Genomic DNA, 20,348 nt, shown 5'->3' with positions numbered 1-20,348 from the left:
CCTGAAGTTTTGAGTTAATGGAATGAATGATTTAACCACTCAGGACGATCGTTCAACTTTTGCAAGTAACTGTGTCAGATCGTCCACAGAGTGTTCTTCAAAATTTTGTACAGTATTGATAATTTCTTCTCTCAAATCGGCTGTTGTAAAAGGCTCAGCCAACTTTTCAAACTTTTGGATGATGGTTTCCCAGCTCATGGGACGCGTGTGGAAACCTTCGTAGTCTTTCTTTTCAATTTGGCGGGTATTTCCATCCTTAAGATGGACCGTCAGTTTTACAGGCATCTCATCAGGAAAACGATCGCCATATTCCTGATTCGGTGATACATTCACTTTTTTCAGCAGCGACTGTATATCATCGGCTTCGATGCGCTCTTTTTTATATTGTTCAGGCATCACGGGCCCATCGAGAAGCGCCGCAGAAACCATGTACTGCAGGCTGTGATCGGCCTCCTCTTTGGTTCGAACAATAGTCTTATCGCCTTCCTCGCCGCCACCGATGATATGAAACGCTACATCAAAGATTTCAATCTCAATTTTTTCCACATCTTCTGCTGTAAAACCGTGCTCCTCCTTCAGCTCAATCATTCCTTCGAGAGATGACTGTGAATGAATTTCCGCATTATATTTTTTGATGATGGTATCTGTCACACGTTCCAGATCTTCTGATTTCCAGTCAATCGAGAAATCTCCGGCGATAGAATCCATAAATCCTTTATTTCCCTCAAAAACAGCCGGCGGACCTGTTATTCCATATTTAGCCAGAAAAGCTGCATGAGTTCCGCCGAAAGCCGTGTGCGGATAAGCCAACCCTTTCCAATTTGAAAGAGCGCCGGTTCGTGTCACGCGAAGAGCATTTAGCGCGGTCCCGGCTATGGCTATGGCGTTGGCGGTTTTTTCTTCATCCAAATTCAATGCCTTCGAAACGCCAGCTGCCACGGCATAAGATCCCTGGGTGGTATGATCAAATCCTTTATCGCGCACGGGGGCTTCATCACTCAGGCGGCACTGTACCTGGTAAGCGACGGCTAATGCGGCCAAAAACTCTTTGCCGCTTAAACCTGTGGCCTCTCCGGCGGCCAGAATTGCGCCGATATTATCACTGGGATGACAGGTCTCCCCCTTGGCCAGGTAGCTGTCGTTAAAATCGAGATAGCGGATCAGCCCGCTATTGTAAAGGGCCGCGCGATCAGGTGTTGTTTTGCCGCCACCAATCAGTGAGCACATCTCTGAACCTCCGAAGTCATCAATCATGTTACGAATGGCCTGAACCGGCTCACCTTCAATAGCTCCGATGGCTGTGCCCGCAGAATCGAGCAGATGTATTTTGAGTTGCTTAACGGCTTCATCAGATAATTTACGAAATGATGCTTTTTTAATAAATGATGTCAATTCGTGTACAATCATTCTCTCGAGTTTTAAATGTTTATTCCCTCTGCTAAAGATCTTGACTTCTTACCGAGTTAAAAGTCGGATTTTGTTATCTCTTTTTGTTATTAATGTAACATTATATAAAATCTCACCATTCAAAACCCCTTCAATATTACCCGGAGTTTTGAAAGATTTACAGTAGCAATAAGCAAGAATAATATGTGTGTATTCTCCGGGTTAGATTCATTATTTCTTATCGATCTCACCTGCATTCTGCAATGCTTTTTCAGTTAGAATGGGGGCTACTATTGCGAAGAATATGGTAGCTCCTAAAATGGTATTCAGTATAAGCTGACCATGCTCTTGCAGACCAGGAGTGGACTTTGCCAGAAGAGCCAGCCCAATGGCTACCCCTGCATGGGGCATCAGCGCGAGACCCAGGTTTCGCCCCACGTCTTTTTCCGCTCCCGCTAAACGTGCGCCGATCCATGCTCCGGTGTATTTTCCTGAAATCCTGAAAATAATGTAGCAGAAAATGAATCCAAGAGACTGAGTGAAAACACTAAATACAAATTCATAGCCGGCAACGGTAAAAAACAGCAGAAATATTGTCTCCTCGATATGTCCAAAAGGCTTGTGCCATTCTTCAGTTTCGAAAGACGAAACAAGCTTTGAAACCAATCCTGTTACCATACCCGTAAGGAGATAAGAAAGGTGCCAGTAGGATGAAATTCCTATAAAAAATATAATTGTGGCAATGATTAGCGCCAGTCTGAAGTTCTGATTCTGAAATCGTTTACCGGCCAAGCCAAGTATTGCCCCGAGGGCACAACCAAGAACAATGGATCCCAATACTTCAACACCCGCACTGCCCAAATTACCGGCTAAACTACCCTGTCCGGCTAATCCCACGGCAAAAGTAAAAAGAATAATCCCCAGTGCATCGTCCACAGCTACAATGCCAAGAACGGTTGACGTCAGTGGTCCTTTTGCTTTATATTCCTCGATAACCGCCATCGTAGCGGCAGGTGCCGAAGCAGCCGCAATTGTGCCCATTACCAAACCCAATATCAGGTCGGCGGGACCTTCACTAAAATATGTCATGTACCCCCACATTCCCAGGGCAAGCACCGCAACACAAAACAACGCTTGTCCGAACGCACCGAAGAAAACAGTTTTTCCAAGTTTTTTGATCCGGTCAGGCTCCAGTTCCACACCAATCAGGAAAGCAATACTGCCGAGTGCAAATTTGGTGGCGAGCTCAGGCCCCAGTTCCATCAGAGGATTCTCGTGAAACATAAAATACCGCCCGAGAAGATCCTGTGAAAATACAGCGCCAATCAAAATATAGCCTACCACTCGCGGATAATTGAAATGATCGGCAATCTGCCCTGCAAAAAATCCAAAGAAAAGTAACAGACCAAGTAATATAAATATCGACAGATTGGGTTCCATTTCTTTGTTTTTAATGATTTACTGTAATATAACTCCGGTTCCGTACAAACTGACCCATGAAAAAGAACTCAGCTTTAACCGAGACTTCCACAAAATGGTGATAATACTGTTTGTCCTTGTCCTCATACTCATTTTCATTAGTGTCATTCTTTAAAGGTTACTTATGGGATTCAATATCATAACGTGCACGAGGTTTGTTAAACTCCGAATGTCTTCCGGATCTTTTTATAAATCTCACCACCCAGTAAAACCATACTTGACCCAAGAAATATAACTGCAAACTCCAGATAGCTTATCTCGCCAAATCCGAAAATATTCCGAAACCAGTCAATTTTAATCACCGCTAATTGAAGAATTACGGAAACGATAAAAGCGATATTGATCCATTTATTGCCGCCAATACCAATGCTAAATACCGACTTATGCAAGTGTCGCATATTGAATGCATTGAAAATCTGGGTTGATGAAACCGCTACAAATGCTCCAGCCCGAGCCGCTTCGGTTCCCCTGGGCAGAAAGTAACTAAACGCATAGATCGCCAGCGTGACCATAAGAGCCGCCATGATCACAAGAAAAGGAACGACATCCCACGTTAAAATATGCTCGTTCTTTTTGATAGGCTTCCGGTCCATCATCTCTCCATGGCCCGGCTCCGTTGCCAAAGCCACATCCATAATTCCGTCGGTTACCATATTCACCCAAAGAATTTGGACGGCTGTGAGGGGGACAGGGAATCCCAGGGATAATCCTGCAATTAGAGTTGATGTTGCCGCAAAGTTTGTAGTCAATAAAAAATAGCTTGTAATTTTTACATTCTTAAAGACAATTCTTCCTTCCTCAATAGCCTTTACAATGCTGGCAAAATTGTCATCTGACAAGACAATCTGGGCAGCGTCTTTTGCTACATCAGTACCCTTTTGTCCCATGGCTATGCCAACATCAGCCTTCTTTAATGCAGGTGCATCATTAACCCCGTCTCCGGTCATGGCAATAAGCTCTCCGCTTTCCTGCAACCTTTCTGCTACGCGTAATTTTGTGGAGGGACTCACCCGCGCAAAAACAGATACATGCTGAATCATGTCGTCCAGTTCGTCATCACCAAGCTTCGAAATCTCACTTTCCGTTAAAGCCTGAGGATAACCATTATTATTCCCGCCACGCTGTTCATCTAAAATCCCAACGTCTCGTGCAATGGCAGCGGCGGTTTTGGCGTGATCTCCCGTGACCATAATCACCCGAATTCCCGCTCGCCTGCAATCGGCAATCGCTTCTTTCACCTCAGGACGAGACGGGTCAATCATACCCACAATGCCTGTCCAGATCAGATCTTTTACATCATAGGTACTGATTTCCACTGTATCTTCCGGCATATATTTGTGTGCCAGACCTAATACCCGCATCGCATCGTCGGCCCACTCATCATTTTTTCGGACAATCTCCTCTTTAAGCTGCCGATTCATGCTTTCAGTGCCTTTGTCGGTTAACACTTCAGAACTGTAGTCTAGAAGTTTCTCCGGCGCGCCGGTTACCAGCATTATTTTTTCCGATTCTCGGGTTTGAACCAGCTTTGCACGATATTTTTGTTCGGAATTAAAAGGGATATCATCCAGTTCCTCTACGAATTTATAGGGTTCAAGCTCATCAATTCTGCTTTTCCGTCCAAGAACCTGTAAAGCAAGTTCTGTAGGGTTGCCAGTTACCGAAAGTTCTTCTTCCCCATTGGACTTTTCATCAGTTTCTTTTTTGATGAAAGCTTTGTTTCCGAAGCGGGCGATGAGAGAGTTTTTGAGTATTATTTCTCCATCACGGGCCGTAACCACTTTGCTGTCATTCTCCTGAATCGCTCCGTCGAGTGAATAACCGAGGCCGGTGATTTCCCTCTCTTTTTTATCTCCGCCAAACATTTTTTTCACCGTAAGAACACTCTGCGTAATCGTACCGGTTTTGTCGGTAAGGATGGTTGAAACAGACCCAAGCACTTCCGTGGCCGTGAATTCCCGGATAATTGCATTACGTTTAGCCATGCGGTTAGCGCCAATGGCCAGAACAATCGAAATGACCACAGGCAGCCCCTCGGGAATGGAAGAGACTAATGTTGCAATGGTTACCAGCAGTATTTGTTCAAAATCAAAACCACGAACAAAATATCCGAGTATAAAAACGATACTTGCCGTAAAAATAGCTAACGCAGCCATTTTCTGCGCCAGTTTGGCCGTTTTCTTTCGGAAATTGGATTCGGTCTTTTCCATCTCTTTCAGAGACTTCGCAATCTTCCCAATTTCCGTTTTTGCACCTATGGCTGTTACAATAGCTTTCCCTGATCCTTTAACCACGCTGGTTCCTTTCCAGACCATATTTTTCCGGTCAGCAAGCTCTGTACCCTCTTTAATTTTTTCGGTTTTTTTGACAACAGGTTCCGATTCTCCTGTCAGGGAAGATTCGTTTGTACGCAGATTATGAGTATCAATAATGCGTGCATCAGCAGCTACGGACTGGCCTTCTTTTAGTAGCAGCACATCTCCCATCACCACTTGCTCCGGGGTAAGGGTAACCTGTTCACCGTGGCGCAAAACCGTTACTTCATGCTTCACCATACTTTTGATGGCTTCCACGGCTTGTTCGGCACGGTACTCCTGAATAAATCCCATCACAGCATTAAAAAGAATAACCGCCAGTATGATGTATGTATCAATTAAGTGATCAGCCATGAAGGCAATACCGGCCGCTATAAAAAGAATCAGAATCAGGAAGTCTTTAAACTGCTTTATAAAGATCTTAAAAGCGCTGGCCTCTTCTTTTTTGGGAAGTTTATTAGGCCCGTGCTTAGCCCATCGTTTTTTCACTTCTTCATCATCCAGACCTTTTCCAATGTCGGCAGATAATCCCTCAACTACCTCTTGTGGTGCACGGGCATGAGCATCGTAAAGTTTTGCATCTTCGGCTTTGTATGGCATCGGATTATAGCTGATTTCCCGGTTCTTCGCCCTCTTTCAATGCAGTAATAGCATCCATGATCATCTCATACAAATTGGTAAACGCCTCCTCAGTGGCAAATGCCGGATGGCCGGTAATCCGAATATCGGAATTCGCCGGGAGATACGTGAACCGGGCATCAGTCAGGCTTTCCTCTTTATGATCATAAAAGAAGAGGCCTTTTCCATTTTCGTAAACAAACAGGCCGGCGCATTCTATGCCACCCTGCTTTACAGGTTCAGTCAGATCATCTGTTTTAATCAGTTTGCGGATGACCGGTGATGAGAGGCCATCAACAGGAAAAACAATTATCAAATTGCTGTAGCCTGCAAGCTTAACAGCTTTTGCATCTGGAGCTTGATGGGTGAACTGGTATTCATACTGCTGATTATTGAAGTGTCTGATGTAAGGCTTCTCAAATTCCTTAGTACCGAAAACAGTTTTATTCATCTCGATTTATTCTTGTGTAATATTCTGTGTTTCAATCTAAAATTTCAAATGGCACAAAATGAAGTCTCTTATCAAAGACTCTATTATTAATCCCATGACAGGTTAATAATCTTCTTGAGTTATTTATATAACACTCTTTAAAGGCAACAGCAGGAGTTTTACCAGAGTACTTTCCATGACAAATAAACCTGTTTAACTATGCGGAACCTGATTACTATCCCTCCCGTCTCCATTTAGAATAAGAACTCTCTCATTTACAGCTCAAAAATAAAATGCAGATTAAAAGAAATTTTCAAAACCTCTTACTTTAAAAAAGGCATATAAGCAGAAAATGATTCCATTTTGGTATATCAAAGAGCTAAGAATACACCAGGCTTCTCAGAAGATTGAATTATAACTGAGCAATATTGCCGGTCATAATTCTTCAGAGAATTGTCCGCCGCGAACGCACTCCATTACGTAACTTTTATGCGCCTCAGGATTTTATTGAGCAGACTTGGAAAAACCCGTTTTAAGTAAACAGCCCAGATCTCTCTTCCGGCGATGTAGATTTCCTCTTTTCCGGCTGATACTTTAGGCAGGAGCTTATCTGCAAATTGTTCGGGTGTCATTGCCTCTTTATGCGCACTGCCCATCTTGTCAAATTTAGAGCCATCGGCAGTAATCGCATTTTTGGTAATATCTGTTTTCACATAGCCGGGGCATACCAGCGTTACATCCACGCCCTGATCGATAACCTCCTGCCGAAGACAATCGAACCAGCCGTGCAGCGCGTGTTTAGAAGCTGCATAGGCTGAGCGATATTTTGTACCAAACTTCCCCATCACGCTGCTGGTAACCACCACATGTCCATGGCCTCTCTCAATCATGCCCGGCACTATCGCTTTTGTAAGTGCAATAGTCCCGAAAAAGTTAATTTCCATCAGCCTTCGTACTGAATCTAACTCAGCCTCCAGGGCAAGTGCACGCTGGCTGATGCCGCCATTATTGAAAAGAATATCCACGCTACCGAACAGTGATTCTGCCTGTTTTGCATTACCCGCTAATAAATCCGTATCCGTAAGATCGAGCGGAAGAACCGCTATGTTGTCCGGATCTCCTTTACAATTAGATTTCACCCGCTCAAGCTCATCCGTTCTGCGAGCCGAGAGAATTAACCTTGCCCCCTTTTCGTTGAGCGCATACGCGAGTGCTTCCCCGATTCCAGATGACGCGCCGGTAATCCATACAACCTTATTTTCGTAGTACATTGATGCATTTTTTTAGTTGAAAAGACAAATCCAAAATAGATGCTCAACGATTGAACTATCCGCTAGCTTTTCGCTATTTTCTTTCACAAATAATAACGCATGAACAGAACTTATGCACCCGAAACACACTATTCTTTTGGTTGAAGATGAAAAAGAACCGGCAGATATGCTCGCAAATTTTCTTGAAATGGAAGATTACGATGTATTAGTTGCCTATGATGGCAAAGAAGCCGTATCACTCATAGAAAATCGAGCAGATGTAATAGATCTTGCCATCTTAGACATTATGGTGCCATTTATCGACGGCAAAGAAATTTGCAAGAGAATACGGCGGCACCCTGTGTTATCGGGTATACCCGTAATTTTTCTGACCGCACGCGATAAAGAAAAGGATGAAATTGAAGGGCTTGAGCTGGGGGCGGATGATTACATCCCAAAACCTGCCAGCCTGAAACTGGTAAAAGCGCACGTTGAATCTCTCTTGCGGCGTCAGCAGCCACAGCACAGCAAATGGATTCAATATGGTGATCTCTATCTCGATACTGTGGGCAAAGACCTCTACCGGAAAGAAGAACGTATTGATCTCACATCCACAGAGTATGCACTGGCCGAACTTTTCTTTAAAAATCCCAAAATGGTTTTCAGCCGCCAGCAGATTCTTGAGCATATTGGTGATGACGATAAATTCGTATTTGACCGCACCGTGGATGTTCATGTAAAAAATCTGAGGCTCAAAATGGGCGATTCATCCAACGTTATCAAAACCTACCGGGGTCTTGGGTATGGCCTAAACAGAGATATTTATCAACCATGAGCATTCGGGCGAAACTTGCATGGACGTTCATTTTGCTTCTAATATTTGGCATAACCGCCATCAGCAGTTACTCCATCCTGTTTATTCGAAACTACCTGCTCAACCAGGGTGAAGAGCAGATTCGGAACGACACCGAATGGCTTGCTATTACGATTGAAAACCTCCAGAATAATGAGCAGTTCGAGACAAACCTGAATGAAGCGGCACGCACCTCCGGCTACCGCCTGGCAATCTATGATGAAGACGGGGAAATTTTTGCATCAGTTCCGTACGGTGACACTTTTTTTGGACGCGACGAACTGCCCGCAGAACAACGATCTCAGCTTCGAAACAGCGGCAACATTCAGATTTTAGACGATGAAGACAGAGAACGTATAACTGCCTTTAATGCAATCGAAGGATCTGTAAATCCTGCCCGTTACATCCAGGTAAGCATTCAGAAAGATCAGATTTATGAACCGATAAAAACTATCCGGTGGATCATCTACACCGGTATGTTTATATCGATAGGACTTGTGATATTGGTGAGCGTCCTTTTTTCAAGATCGATCTCCAAACCAATCATCCAGCTCGAATCAGCCGCTAAAGATATCGCAGAAGGAAATGTAGACCGCACACTTCAGCTTGACCGGAAAGATGAATTTGGCGCACTTGCAAAATCTCTGAACCGGATGGCAGAACGGCTGCGGGCAGACAATGAAGCCCTCAAAAACCTGTACGACCGTCAGCGCCAGTTTTTTGCCGATATCACGCACGAAATCCGTAATCCGCTGCACACAATTTCGGGATCACTTGAGATGCTGCAGCTCAAGAACCTGCCTCAGGAACAGCAGCAAAAATACCTTGAGACGGCATCCAGACAAACTGAACGAATAAACCGGCTCTTTAAAGACTTGATGACTCTTCAGCGATATGATTCAGACAGCTATTTCATCGAGAAAAAGCCATTTGACCTGCAGCTGACGCTTGAAGATGTTGAGGAAATGTTTCGCAGCCAGGCAGCCGATAAAGGCCTTGACCTGATTGTAGACAAGAAACCGGTTATAGTGTTTGCAGATCCTAATAAAATAGAGCAAGTAATTGAAAACCTGGTCTCGAACGCCATCAAATATACCAATGAGGGATATGTGAAGGTTTCTCTGAACGAATCAGAAACTGATCTCACCGTAAAAGTTGAAGATACGGGAATCGGGATTTCCGAGGATCATCTTTCGAGGTTGTTCGACCGTTTTTACCGAACAGATAAGGCCCGTTCACGCGATAAAGGCGGAACCGGCCTGGGCCTGTCAGTTGTAAAAAGTATACTCACCGCCCACGGCTCGGCCATTCATATTGAAAGCACCCCGGGTGAAGGATCGCTGTTTTGGTTTACGATTGAAAAGCCGGAATCGCATAGGGCGTGACGCTCGCGCTGAGTACTTTTAAGTGAGAGCTACCGACCTTCTTAATATTAGTTCGATTATAAATCAGGTCAAAAATGCTCCCCCTTTTGAATGAGGTTGCTTTTTTACTGCAACCAACTCACATTATCAATCTAACTAAGGTTTAAACATTTTATTTTGCCTGCTGATCGGTTGTTGATGGCATCATCAATTTCTTATGAAGAAGTGCGCTAAGAATACCGGCCACAAGTGGTGTAAACAAGTAAACCGGCAGATGCAGATAGCTCATCCCTCCTTCTGTATAATCAACAATTGAAAACGCCGTGTTTAGTGCGGGATGCATCCCGAAACCGATAAGAGGTTCCACAACCATCAGGCAGGCAGAATACCCAACCCCTATTATTACACCGAAAAGCGTCCTTGTCCGCATTGAAGCAGGAAACATCATCAACAAAAACAGCAGAACAAACAGACCGCTGAACAGAAATTCTAACAGAATAAACATTGCAACTCCTATTGAAGAAGCCGGTTCCGGTGCATATGGTATCAGGGCGATCCAAAGGGTAAGATATGCACCACCCAGTGCACCGATAAACTGCCCCGAGACCCGGGACAAAAGGGCAGATGTCGAATCGTTGCCAAGGGTCCACACCCCTATTGAAACGGCAGGATTGAGGTGCACATCAGCAAACGTGTGTCCGATATAAAGAAGGATTATCAGCATTAGTCCGGCTGCAATGGGGTCGGTGGATATTCCAATTGCAAGAACCAGCATCAATGTTCCAAACCCCTCTGTAAGAAATCTGAGCATAGTGTATGGTAACGAATCAAAAATGGGTAACGACGACTACCTGGCTTTATCAAGCCAAATCTAATCCTAATTATCGGCAAAATCTGGTATCAATTCAGCGATATTTACTTCTAAATTTAAAGTCTTTAGCTACTTACCTCAGTTTGATTTATAATTTTACTGAAAGTGCAGGATAACAGTCTTCCCTGGCTGGCGGAGAGATTGTCCCGGCGATATTTCTTATTTAGACTGAATCTGATGAGGCTCTCTTCACTCTATTTTCACAAAAAAAGAGTTAGTTTAGGGTTGTTATAAACCCCCAAAACAACTTTAACATACGTAATTTATGCGAATTGGCATTGTATTAATGAATCTTGGCGGCCCGACTCGCGAAGACAACGTCCGTATTTTCCTGAAAAACCTCTTTCAGGATGAAGATATCATTAAACTTGGAGGAGGAGTTACTCAAAAACTTTTCTCAAATGTTATCTCTAAATTAAGAGCTCCATCGGTAGCCGAAGATTACAAAGAAATTAACGGATGCCCCAAAGGATGTACCGGAAATAAGCATTGTACCAATCGTCAAAATAAAGTTGTATCGAACTGCTGCTCTCCTATTAATGGTCTTACAGAAGCTCAGCGCCGCGGGCTTGAAAAATATTTCAAAAAAATTATGCCGGATGCAGAGGTTAAAGTTTATACCTGTATGCGTTACTGGCTGCCATTTGCCGATACTATCATGGATGATATGGTTGAGGATGATATCACTCACACGGTTTTGATGCCGCTTTATCCGCAATTTTCCTGGACCACTACCGGAAGCAGTTTTCGTGACTGGGAAGATGTGGAAAAAGAAAAATTTGGCGAGCAAGGCGCACCGTGGAAACAGTTTCATGTGAAGAATTATCACCGAAACGAAAGTTACCTGCAGGCAATTAACGACCGAATTGATGAGGCACTGGCTGAGCTTGATGATGAAACCCGGCAAAAAACACATCTTATTTTCAGTGCTCACGGCACACCACTGCTTGAAGTCCGAAGCGGCGACCCGTACACTGTTGAAGTGAAAGAAACAATGGAAGCCGTGATGGAGCGCCGGGAAGAAAAGCACTCCTATTGGCTCGGTTTCCAGTCTAAAGTGGGCCCTCAAAAATGGACACAACCGAATACTGAAGATCTGGTCCGGCGGCATCTTGAGTATGGAATAAAGAATTTTCTGATGATTCCGATCGCGTTTGTGACCGACCATATTGAGACGCTGTACGAACTAGGCGTAGAACTTGTGGAAGATCTTGAGGAAGAAGGATTCGAATTTGAGAGTATGAAGGTGATGAGTGGGTTAAATGATCACCCGCTTTACATTAAGGCACTTGCCGAGGAATCTCTGCGGGTTTTGAAACACGAAGTGAATCCATCTGACGTTGAATGGGAACAAGAGAAAAGCAACAAAAAAGAAGTAACTGCATAACGGGATGATCCATCCAACTATAAACGATTTTACGCTTATTGGAATTAACCACTGGGATGCCCCCGTGGAGGTCAGGGAGAAATTTAGCCTTGATGATTCTCGGAAACGGCTCTTTCTTGATGCCGCCCGGCGCGAAGGCATCCACAGTATTTTTGTTGTGTCAACCTGTAATAGAACTGAAATTATTGCGAATGGTGCGACTGCCCAGGAACTTATTCGGCTGCTCACCAACTATTCAGACGGCAACCTGGATGAATTTCATAAATACGGATTTGAACTTGAGGGGCCTCGGGCCATCGAGCACATTTTTAAGGTTGCAACCGGCCTCGATTCCCAAATCCTGGGAGACCTCCAGATTGTGAAGCAGGTAAAAGAAGGATACGAGCTTTCAAGTAAAGAAGGCGTGGTGTCTGGTGAAATGCACCGGCTGATGCAGCATGTGTTCAGAGCGCATAAACGATCGCGTAACGAAACATCTCTTGGCCACGGGGCGGCAACCGTTGCATATGCTGCCGTGAAGTTTGCAGCCCAAACATTTGATAGCCTTGCCAACAAGAATATTTTGCTTGTCGGAACCGGCAAGATCGGAAAAGTAACCTGTAAGAACCTGATTAACCTGGGGGCAAGCAAGCTCACGTTAATCAATCGCACGAGAGATCGTGCTGAATTTGTGGCCGATCGCTTTAATCTTGAAGTGGCCGATATGGATCGTCTTCCCGAACAAATTGCCGATGCGGATCTCGTGATTGTGGCAACCGGTGCCTCTGAACCTGTTATCCGTCCGGAACATATGCGTCCCTCGATGGAGAATCCGAAATTTAAAGTAATGCTTGATCTGTCGGTTCCCCGGAATATCGATCCCAATGTGGCCCGTCTCGATTTTGTTGATGTCGCCAATATGGATATGCTCGGGGATGTAACAGATGAAGCGTATAAAAGGCGTGAAGAAGAAGTACCGCTTGTGAAAAAAATTATTGAACAGGAACTCTCTGATTATCAGCTCTGGATAAATGAGCAGAGAGTTGTTCCTACCATCAAAGCACTGACCCGAAAATTTGAATCCATCAGAGAAGATGAATTCGATTTTTTTAAGAATAAAATCAGTGCCAACGATCAGGAAAAAATCGATAACCTCACGCGGCGAATTGTCAATAAAATTGCCGCGTATAGTATTGAACATTTACGAGACCATCACCAAAGCGACGATGTAGCGCAAATGGTCTCCGATATGTTCAAACTGGAATCGGAAGAAAGCTAATGGCTGATCTCATCCGAATTGGTACCCGGGAAAGCGAACTTGCCACCTGGCAAGCCAAAAATGTTGCGGGAAAACTGGAAGCTCTTGGCTTTGAAACTGAGCTTATTTTCGTAAAGTCGGAGGGTGATATTGACCTGACCACTCCACTGACCGAAATGGGGGGCAAAGGTGTCTTTACAAAAGCCCTTGATGATGCCCTGCTCGACAACCAGATTGATCTTGCCGTTCACTCCTACAAAGATTTACCAACCGACAATCCACTACCCCTTGTTGTATCGGCTGTGTGTAAAAGGGAAGATCCGCGCGATTCGCTAGTTGCCCCCGATGGAATCGACTTTCTCAATGATGAAACCGTTCAGGCCGTCATCGCCACCAGCAGCAACCGAAGGCGGGCTCAATGGCTGCACCGCTATCCTAATCATGAAATCACGAATATCCGGGGAAATGTAAATACACGCCTCCGAAAAGTGAAAGAAAAAGAGTGGCACGGCGCTATTTTTGCAGCTGCCGGTTTGATACGAATCAATCTCGATCACCATATTTCAGACTATTTGGACTGGATGATTCCTGCGCCCGCCCAGGGTGCGATGGCGGTGATGGTACGCGAAGATGACGACAAAATGATCGATATCACCTCAAATCTGAATCATGCCGAAACCAATCTCTGCACCGGTATTGAGCGCGAACTGCTGAACGAAATGGAGGCGGGTTGCAGTGCTCCAGTGGGAGCACACGCCTGGCTTAACGATAGCGGTGATACGCTATACCTGAAAGCCGCAGCACTAAAAACGGACGGTTCACTCTCTTACGATATTGAACTTTCTGCACCGGCAAAAAGTGCAGGCGGTCTTGGCCGGAAAGCAGCTCAAGAACTTCTCTCACAAGGAGCTGACAAGCTTGTTGAAGAGATGAAAAAATAGATCTTACCGGTTTTTTGTTTGCTCTAAAATATTGTCTCATAACTTTAACTCAGACGGATCGGTGATCAGATCATGTCTACGTCACCCAGCATTTTTATAACGCGCGAATTATCGGCAGAGCAACTGGCGTTGGCCGGGGATTTGAATCTGCATGTTGTAATGAAGCCGGCTATCAACATCGAATACCGAAGTGACTGGCTTTCGGTTCAGACGGCCGTTGAACAGGCTGATCAATCCATTTTTGTCTTTACGAGTCAAAATGGAGTAAAGGCAATTGATCAGTTCAGGCGTGCAGGTATCGACCTGCCTGAAGATGCCCCGGTCTATGCGGTAGGATCAAAAACAAAAGAGGCTCTCGTAGAAGCCGGGTTCCGTCGGATAAAAATACCGGATCAGCAAAATGGCGTTGGCCTGGCACATCTCATCATTGATGATGTGTTGAATGACCCTGCAATGAAAAACCGACTGATACTTCATTTCTGCGGCAACAAACGGCGTGATGAGCTCCGGCATTATTTGACTGAATCGGACATCACCGTTAAAGATATTGTTGTTTATAAAACAGAATTGAACCAGATAGATCTGTCTGACCTTGATTCATTTGATGGAATATTGTTTTACAGTCCAAGTTCAGTACAGGCATTCCGTCACAGTGGCGGTTTCAGGCTTGAAAATTCTGCCGAACTATTTGCCATCGGCCCCACGACTGCAGAAGAGCTGAGTATCGAGTCCGGCCAGCACGTCCACATCAGCCCCCAACCTGACACAGAAGTATTTTTGAAATTTGTGGCAAGGGTTTTGGGGGAGACTGGGAAAGAACCGATTGCGAAGTGTCCCCCTTTGAAGGGGGCAATGGGGGATGAAAACAATCTTTATTACAACAAAAACCTTAAAAACCTCGCCCGAAACCTCCGAAACGATTCCACAAAAGCAGAAATCCGGTTATGGTCTGAACTTCTCAGGGGCAAACATACCGGTTACACATTCCTTCGCCAACGCCCGGTTCTAAACTATATCGCAGATTTTCTCTGTAAAGATTTAAAGCTCATCATTGAGCTCGATGGATATTCTCATGAATTTGAACAGCAATGGAAGAAAGATAAAGAACGCCAGGCTGAGCTGGAGGAAGCAGGATTCAAAATTCTCAGGTTTACTGATGATGACGTGATGAACGATTTAAGAAACGTAGAAAGTGAAATTTTGTATTGGATAAAAAAACTTAAACCCGCTGAGGACAATAAACCCAGTCCCCCTTCCCCCAAAGGGATCACTCGTGAGAAGGGGGAAAGCTCCAAAGGTGCAGGGGGGTGAGCAGAAAGGTCTTAAAACCTTTAAAGGTTACCATTTAGATTCAACGCTCCGATTATCATCCCCCATTGACCTCCGCCAGCCGGCGGATGGACACTCTTCACCAAATTATAATCTCATAAAACCATGATGCCACATAACTTCCCAGCACTTAAAAACGACCTGTTTCTTCGAGCACTAAACGGTGAACACGTGGAGCGCCCACCGGTATGGATGATGCGGCAGGCGGGACGATATCTGCCTCAGTACATGACGCTTCGAAAAAAATACACGTTTTTTGAACGGGTTGAAACGCCCGAGCTGGCGTGCGAAATCACCCTGCAGCCCATTGATGAGCTGGAGCCGGATGCCGCTATCATCTTTTCCGATATCCTCACCATTCCACAAGCGCTGGGAATTGATGTGGATCTTGTGAAAGGGAAAGGGCCTGTGCTTGAAAACAATATCAAAACAGAAGATGATGCGTTTTCTATCTTAGCTGAAGATGTACCTCAGAAGCTGGATCATGTGATGAGAGCGATCACACTCACTCGTCATGAGCTCAACGGAAGAGTTCCGATTATCGGCTTTGGAGGTGCTCCTTGGACTCTGTTTTGCTATATGGTTCAGGGCGAAGGATCCAAGAACTTCGACAAGGCAAAGGCGTTTCTGTTTCAGCATCCTGATGCGGCCCGCCATGTGATGAAAGAGCTGACCAAAGCCACCATCGACTATCTTCAGGCACAGGTTGAGGCTGGAGCTCAGGCGATCCAGCTGTTTGATTCTTGGAGCGGCCTTCTAAGTCCCGATGATTTTAACGAATGGGCCCTCCCCTACCTGATCGAAATCACACAGTCGATTAAAGATGTGCCTGTGATTCTCTTCGCAAAAGGATCATGGTATGCACTCGAGCGGCTCGGCTACAAAAGCGGGGCATCTGCCCTTGGTATCGACTGGACTATCAGCCCGGAATACGCGCGGGAAAAAACCCGGAACAATATCACACTTCAGGGCAATTTTGATCCCACACGGTTGCTCTCACCCATTCCCGAAATCGTGAAACATACCAAGCGAATGCTTGATCGCTTTGGCACTCAAAAGTATATTGCCAATCTTGGTCACGGCATATTACCAAATATCCCGGTGGATCATGCACGGGCATTTGTAGATACGGTGAAAGAGTATGGGAGTGAAAAGGCAGAAGTGAAAAGTGAAAATCCCCTCTCGAGAGGGGACAGATCAAACCGTGTACAGCGGCTTTGATCAGGGGTGTGTTAGCGGGGCTAGAAATCGAGACTAAACTCAGGAATTCCATCAACGCACCGTAAACACACTCTCCGCTCTGCCGAAAAGCACGGTGCGCTTTTTTTATTCGACTTTCCCCTCATTATAGGGGATTTATTGAACGTAAAACCAATTAATTCCACATGTCACAAATCAAACAAAATTTCTCCAATTACATCGACGATCTTCAAAATAAAATCTGTACCGCGATGGAGGAGACTGACGGTAGCGGCAAATTTAAAGAGGACGACTGGGATCGCGAGGGGGGCGGCGGCGGCCGTACACGAGTCATTGAAAAAGGAGATGTGTTTGAAAAAGGCGGCGTGAATGTCTCCAGGGTATGGGGAGAACTGCCTGATCCCATCAAAAAACATTTCAATGTAGATAGCGGATGGTTCTGGGCGGGGGGGGTGTCACTCGTGCTGCACCCCGAAAACCCGATGGTGCCAACCGTCCACGCCAATTTCCGTTACTTCGAACTCTATGATGATGAATCAATGGACAACGCGGTGGATGGATGGTTTGGCGGCGGTGCGGACTTAACGCCCTATTATCTGTTTGAAGAAGACGCTGAACATTTTCATAAGACATTAAAAGAAGCCTGCGATCGTCATCACTCCAGCTTCTACCCGGAGTTCAAAAAAGAGTGTGATGAGTATTTTTATAACTCCCATCGCGGCGAAGCCAGAGGGATTGGCGGACTCTTTTTTGATTATAGAAGGGCAACCGATGAGATGTCTCTTGATGACTGGTATGCCTTCACCACTGATGTTGGCGATGCGTTTATTGAAAGCTACCACCCTATTGCCGAAAAAAGAAAAAAATTACCATTCACACCGGAACAGCGGTACTGGCAGGAAATTCGCCGGGGACGCTACGTGGAATTTAACCTTGTTCACGATCGCGGCACGTTGTTTGGTCTAAAAACCAACGGACGGATTGAATCTATCCTGATGAGCCTGCCGCCGGAAGTGAGATGGGATTATGATCACCATCCTGAAAAAGGTACTAAAGAAGCAGAACTTGTGGATGTGCTGAAGAGTCCAAGAGAGTGGGTATAACAATGACGGAAGACGGAAGACGGAAGACGGAAGATCGTTAATAATTGGCAGATAAAATGTCGGGTTCAGGCTTATTTTGTCAATAGGAACAGAAGATTTTAAGCGGAGTTGACGAAATTCTAAATTTCATGGATGTTATATTTCTTTCGCCCTTCTCGAGAAACTTATTAATTCCGGCCAGCCGGGATTACTCTTATTCTTCAACAATTATCCAACCGTACATATTTGCACCCTCGTGCGGAATGCAAAAGTATTTATAGGTGCCGGGCACCTCAAATGTGTGGGAAAAAGTCTCCTCCGGGTCCATCATTCCGGAATTGAAAGGCTCGGCACCTTCCGGAAGTTCTGCACTTCCATCTATGGTAGATTCCGATGGATCTGCAGTAACAGAGTGTGCAAGAAGTGAAGAATTTTTCCACACGACTGTTTCCTCAGCCTCAATTCTAACCGTATCAGCGTCAAACTTCATTGTATTGGTCATACCCACAGTATCGGCGGGCTCAGCAGTATTATATTCCCTTGTCGTTTCGTCAGATAATGTGTTATTAATGAACACATTCCCGGTTAATAGAACAATGATTGACAAAAAAATAAGTGCACTTATAAAATAGCTTTTCATTCGTGTCATATTCCGTTCTCCTATCTTTCAATATCTTTTGAATTCATTATGCTGCGAAGCACAGATTTGGCGGAATTGTGAATTAAAAAACCGTCCTGCTTCAAAGTTTCCACAGGACAGTTTTAATGAATACTTCAAAACCGTTTATTGCCGGCTTGAGTTAATCTCAAGATTTTCGAACATGACATGCCAGAAAGGCAATTGCATTCCATTTTCGAGTTCGAAACCGGTTTCCACATTTTTATGGACGAAGTTACCCTGTTCCATTTGTGGCATCATGGGTGGAACCATTAAGTGAAAGTGTTTACGACCCGCTGTCACTTCATTATCAAAGGCCAGTTCGTATCCCTCCTTTCTTACATACTCAGTGAGCATTCCATGAATTAAGCGGGGCTGATCCAGTACATCACCATTTTTAAGCACCTGTCCCATTCCCCAGAATGCAAAATAAGTGTACTCAGTAGGCATCAGGGCTGTACCCACACGGCTCGCACCATGAAGAATCGTATTCGTAACAACTCCGCCAAACGTTGGGAATTCAACACCGTGAGTGGCAAGCATTTCGCAGCAGCGCACCTCGTAGGTATTACCCTGCCCGTCTTCCCAGCTTGCCATAAACTGTACCTCATCCTCTGTTTCTGAGGCATCTGCAGCGGTAGCATCAAGTGCTTCAATATTTAAATTACCATTAGCCATTACAATATGCTCATCCCCAAAAGGCGATGGATTTTTCATCTCGGTATACTCACCGTTACTTACACCGCGTGCTGCCGGTGGAAGCCCGTTAATGCCCGGTGTTCCTGCGAATGCACGTGGCATGTCAGGTGTTCCGAACACATTCGGATCCAATTCCCTTTTTGAAGGCAGAATGACAAATACACCGCCACTGTTTTGACTTATATTCACTTCAAGAGGCCCTCCAAGCAGTTCCTGAGGCTGAGCATTCATATGAGCCTGAAGGTATCCATCGTATGGGGCCATTTCCTGTAACATTTCAACCTTCTCTTCCATTTGCTGGTTATCCTGGGCATCTGCAGGCAGAACCAACCCTGATAAACCCACCAGTATTAATACAGATAATGCGTTTGATAACAGACTCTTTCTGAAGATTTGTTTGATGAAATTCATAATAGTTCTCCGATTATTTTTTAGATTTAGTTGACTTAGCTGTGATTATGCAGCGACAAATATTGTGACTAAAGGTTCAGTTATAACTTGAACTTTTCTGATCGTAAATAGCTGGTCACATATCCCTCATTTTCTTCTCTTTAACATACTTGAATCACCTACTTTGTTTAGGTATTAGCTTATAATTTATCATCAACCTATATAAACCATCTTACTATACAGTCTGCTTTCAACGCGTTTAAAACTTACTATAGAAAAGGCTATAATATTAGACCGATCAGACGATGTCCTGAAAAGATCCATTAATCTCATCATTAACACTCTTGGAAATTAATCTCTCTAATAACTTAAAATTCGAGTCCTTTAATTTTGTAACAATATTATCATTAAGTGGTCAAGATCATATAACATATTTGTCCAGTCGTCTCCTTAAAATCTCGAGTTCACATTTAGTAAATAACTGCTGGAAAACGAAAATGCGGTAAAAGCTCTCCTTGAATTTGTACACTTTAATAACAGAAATGAAATTTCACAAATTCATTATTTCACCGAAAAAAACACCTCTATTTCTTATTTTATTTTTTTGAACTAGTGTTAAGTCAAATATGAATTGTCGTAAGCAACCTGTCAGCACCCACTGCCCCGAAGGGATCCCTATGGGGGATCTGACAGCGGTGATTTTTGACGCTGACATCCCGAGGGATCGGGACCAGAAAAACACTGTCTTTTCCTGATTTAGGTTGACAGTTTTAATGTTTAGTTACCGGGAATGCTCAGGTCTTTATTCGACAAATGTGAATTGACATGACACTAGTAAGCCTAAAGATTAGCTATCTGA

The 20,348-nt window shown here is 44.5% G+C and carries 16 protein-coding genes; 8 read left to right on the top strand and 8 right to left on the bottom strand.

Annotated elements, in window-relative coordinates; translation table 11 throughout:
* Positions 1-39: 39 nt before the first annotated feature.
* From AABW11_RS04595 to AABW11_RS04575, 5 genes are all read right to left on the bottom strand, one after another.
* Positions 40-1,407: an MmgE/PrpD family protein gene (locus AABW11_RS04595; RefSeq protein WP_340103606.1), complete on the bottom strand. Its 1,368-nt coding sequence runs from the start codon at positions 1,405-1,407 to the stop codon at positions 40-42.
* Positions 1,408-1,617: 210 nt separating this feature from the next.
* Positions 1,618-2,826, bottom strand: a complete 1,209-nt coding sequence (locus AABW11_RS04590) for a cation:proton antiporter (protein ID WP_340103605.1) — start codon at positions 2,824-2,826, stop codon at positions 1,618-1,620.
* Positions 2,827-3,023: 197 nt separating this feature from the next.
* A complete protein-coding gene (locus AABW11_RS04585) occupies positions 3,024-5,780 on the bottom strand; it encodes a cation-translocating P-type ATPase (RefSeq protein ID WP_340103604.1) in 2,757 nt (918 codons plus the stop codon).
* 4 nt (positions 5,781-5,784) lie between these two features.
* Positions 5,785-6,249, bottom strand: a complete 465-nt coding sequence (locus tag AABW11_RS04580; RefSeq protein WP_340103603.1) for a hypothetical protein — start codon at positions 6,247-6,249, stop codon at positions 5,785-5,787.
* A gap of 455 nt (positions 6,250-6,704) precedes the next feature.
* Positions 6,705-7,499: an SDR family oxidoreductase gene (locus tag AABW11_RS04575; RefSeq protein ID WP_340103602.1), complete on the bottom strand. Its 795-nt coding sequence runs from the start codon at positions 7,497-7,499 to the stop codon at positions 6,705-6,707.
* A 112-nt stretch (positions 7,500-7,611) separates the two neighbouring features.
* On the opposite strand from AABW11_RS04575, the gene AABW11_RS04570 reads away from it, so the two are divergent.
* Both AABW11_RS04570 and AABW11_RS04565 read left to right on the top strand, forming a co-directional pair.
* The gene (locus AABW11_RS04570; protein ID WP_340103601.1) at positions 7,612-8,313 is read left to right on the top strand and encodes a response regulator transcription factor; all 702 of its coding nucleotides are present in this window, start codon (positions 7,612-7,614) and stop codon (positions 8,311-8,313) included.
* Positions 8,310-9,716: an ATP-binding protein gene (locus AABW11_RS04565; protein WP_340103600.1), complete on the top strand. Its 1,407-nt coding sequence runs from the start codon at positions 8,310-8,312 to the stop codon at positions 9,714-9,716. The genes AABW11_RS04570 and AABW11_RS04565 overlap by 4 nt, the downstream gene beginning before the upstream one ends.
* A gap of 151 nt (positions 9,717-9,867) precedes the next feature.
* Here the strand turns inward: AABW11_RS04565 and AABW11_RS04560 are convergent, their stop codons facing one another.
* Entirely contained in the window at positions 9,868-10,506 is a 639-nt protein-coding gene (locus AABW11_RS04560) for an aquaporin (RefSeq protein WP_340103599.1), read from the bottom strand.
* 325 nt (positions 10,507-10,831) lie between these two features.
* Between AABW11_RS04560 and hemH the strand changes: the two genes are divergently transcribed.
* The 6 genes from hemH (at position 10,832) to hemF (ending at position 17,763) form a co-directional block, all read left to right on the top strand.
* The gene (gene hemH, locus AABW11_RS04555) at positions 10,832-11,953 is read left to right on the top strand and encodes a ferrochelatase (protein WP_340103598.1); all 1,122 of its coding nucleotides are present in this window, start codon (positions 10,832-10,834) and stop codon (positions 11,951-11,953) included.
* Positions 11,954-11,957: 4 nt separating this feature from the next.
* Entirely contained in the window at positions 11,958-13,211 is a 1,254-nt protein-coding gene (gene hemA, locus AABW11_RS04550; protein ID WP_340103597.1) for a glutamyl-tRNA reductase, read from the top strand.
* Positions 13,211-14,131, top strand: coding sequence for a hydroxymethylbilane synthase (hemC, locus tag AABW11_RS04545; protein WP_340103596.1), 921 nt, complete (start codon positions 13,211-13,213; stop codon positions 14,129-14,131). The genes hemA and hemC overlap by 1 nt, the downstream gene beginning before the upstream one ends.
* A 72-nt stretch (positions 14,132-14,203) precedes the next feature.
* A complete protein-coding gene (locus tag AABW11_RS04540; RefSeq protein ID WP_340103595.1) occupies positions 14,204-15,442 on the top strand; it encodes a uroporphyrinogen-III synthase in 1,239 nt (412 codons plus the stop codon).
* 123 nt (positions 15,443-15,565) lie between these two features.
* Entirely contained in the window at positions 15,566-16,681 is a 1,116-nt protein-coding gene (hemE, locus tag AABW11_RS04535; RefSeq protein ID WP_340103594.1) for a uroporphyrinogen decarboxylase, read from the top strand.
* A 173-nt stretch (positions 16,682-16,854) separates the two neighbouring features.
* Complete coding sequence (gene hemF, locus AABW11_RS04530; protein ID WP_445263740.1) at positions 16,855-17,763, top strand: oxygen-dependent coproporphyrinogen oxidase; 909 nt, start codon at positions 16,855-16,857, stop codon at positions 17,761-17,763.
* A gap of 193 nt (positions 17,764-17,956) precedes the next feature.
* Here hemF and AABW11_RS04525 read toward each other — a convergent pair whose 3' ends face one another.
* Entirely contained in the window at positions 17,957-18,382 is a 426-nt protein-coding gene (locus AABW11_RS04525; protein WP_340103592.1) for a cupredoxin domain-containing protein, read from the bottom strand.
* A gap of 144 nt (positions 18,383-18,526) precedes the next feature.
* A complete protein-coding gene (locus tag AABW11_RS04520) occupies positions 18,527-19,510 on the bottom strand; it encodes a hypothetical protein (protein WP_340103591.1) in 984 nt (327 codons plus the stop codon).
* Positions 19,511-20,348 lie beyond the last annotated feature (838 nt).

It is taken from the genome of Rhodohalobacter sp. 8-1, assembly GCF_038150125.1.
In the GTDB taxonomy this organism is placed as follows: Bacteria; Bacteroidota; Rhodothermia; order Balneolales; family Balneolaceae; genus SW132.
This window is presented reverse-complemented; position numbering and strand designations above follow the sequence as displayed.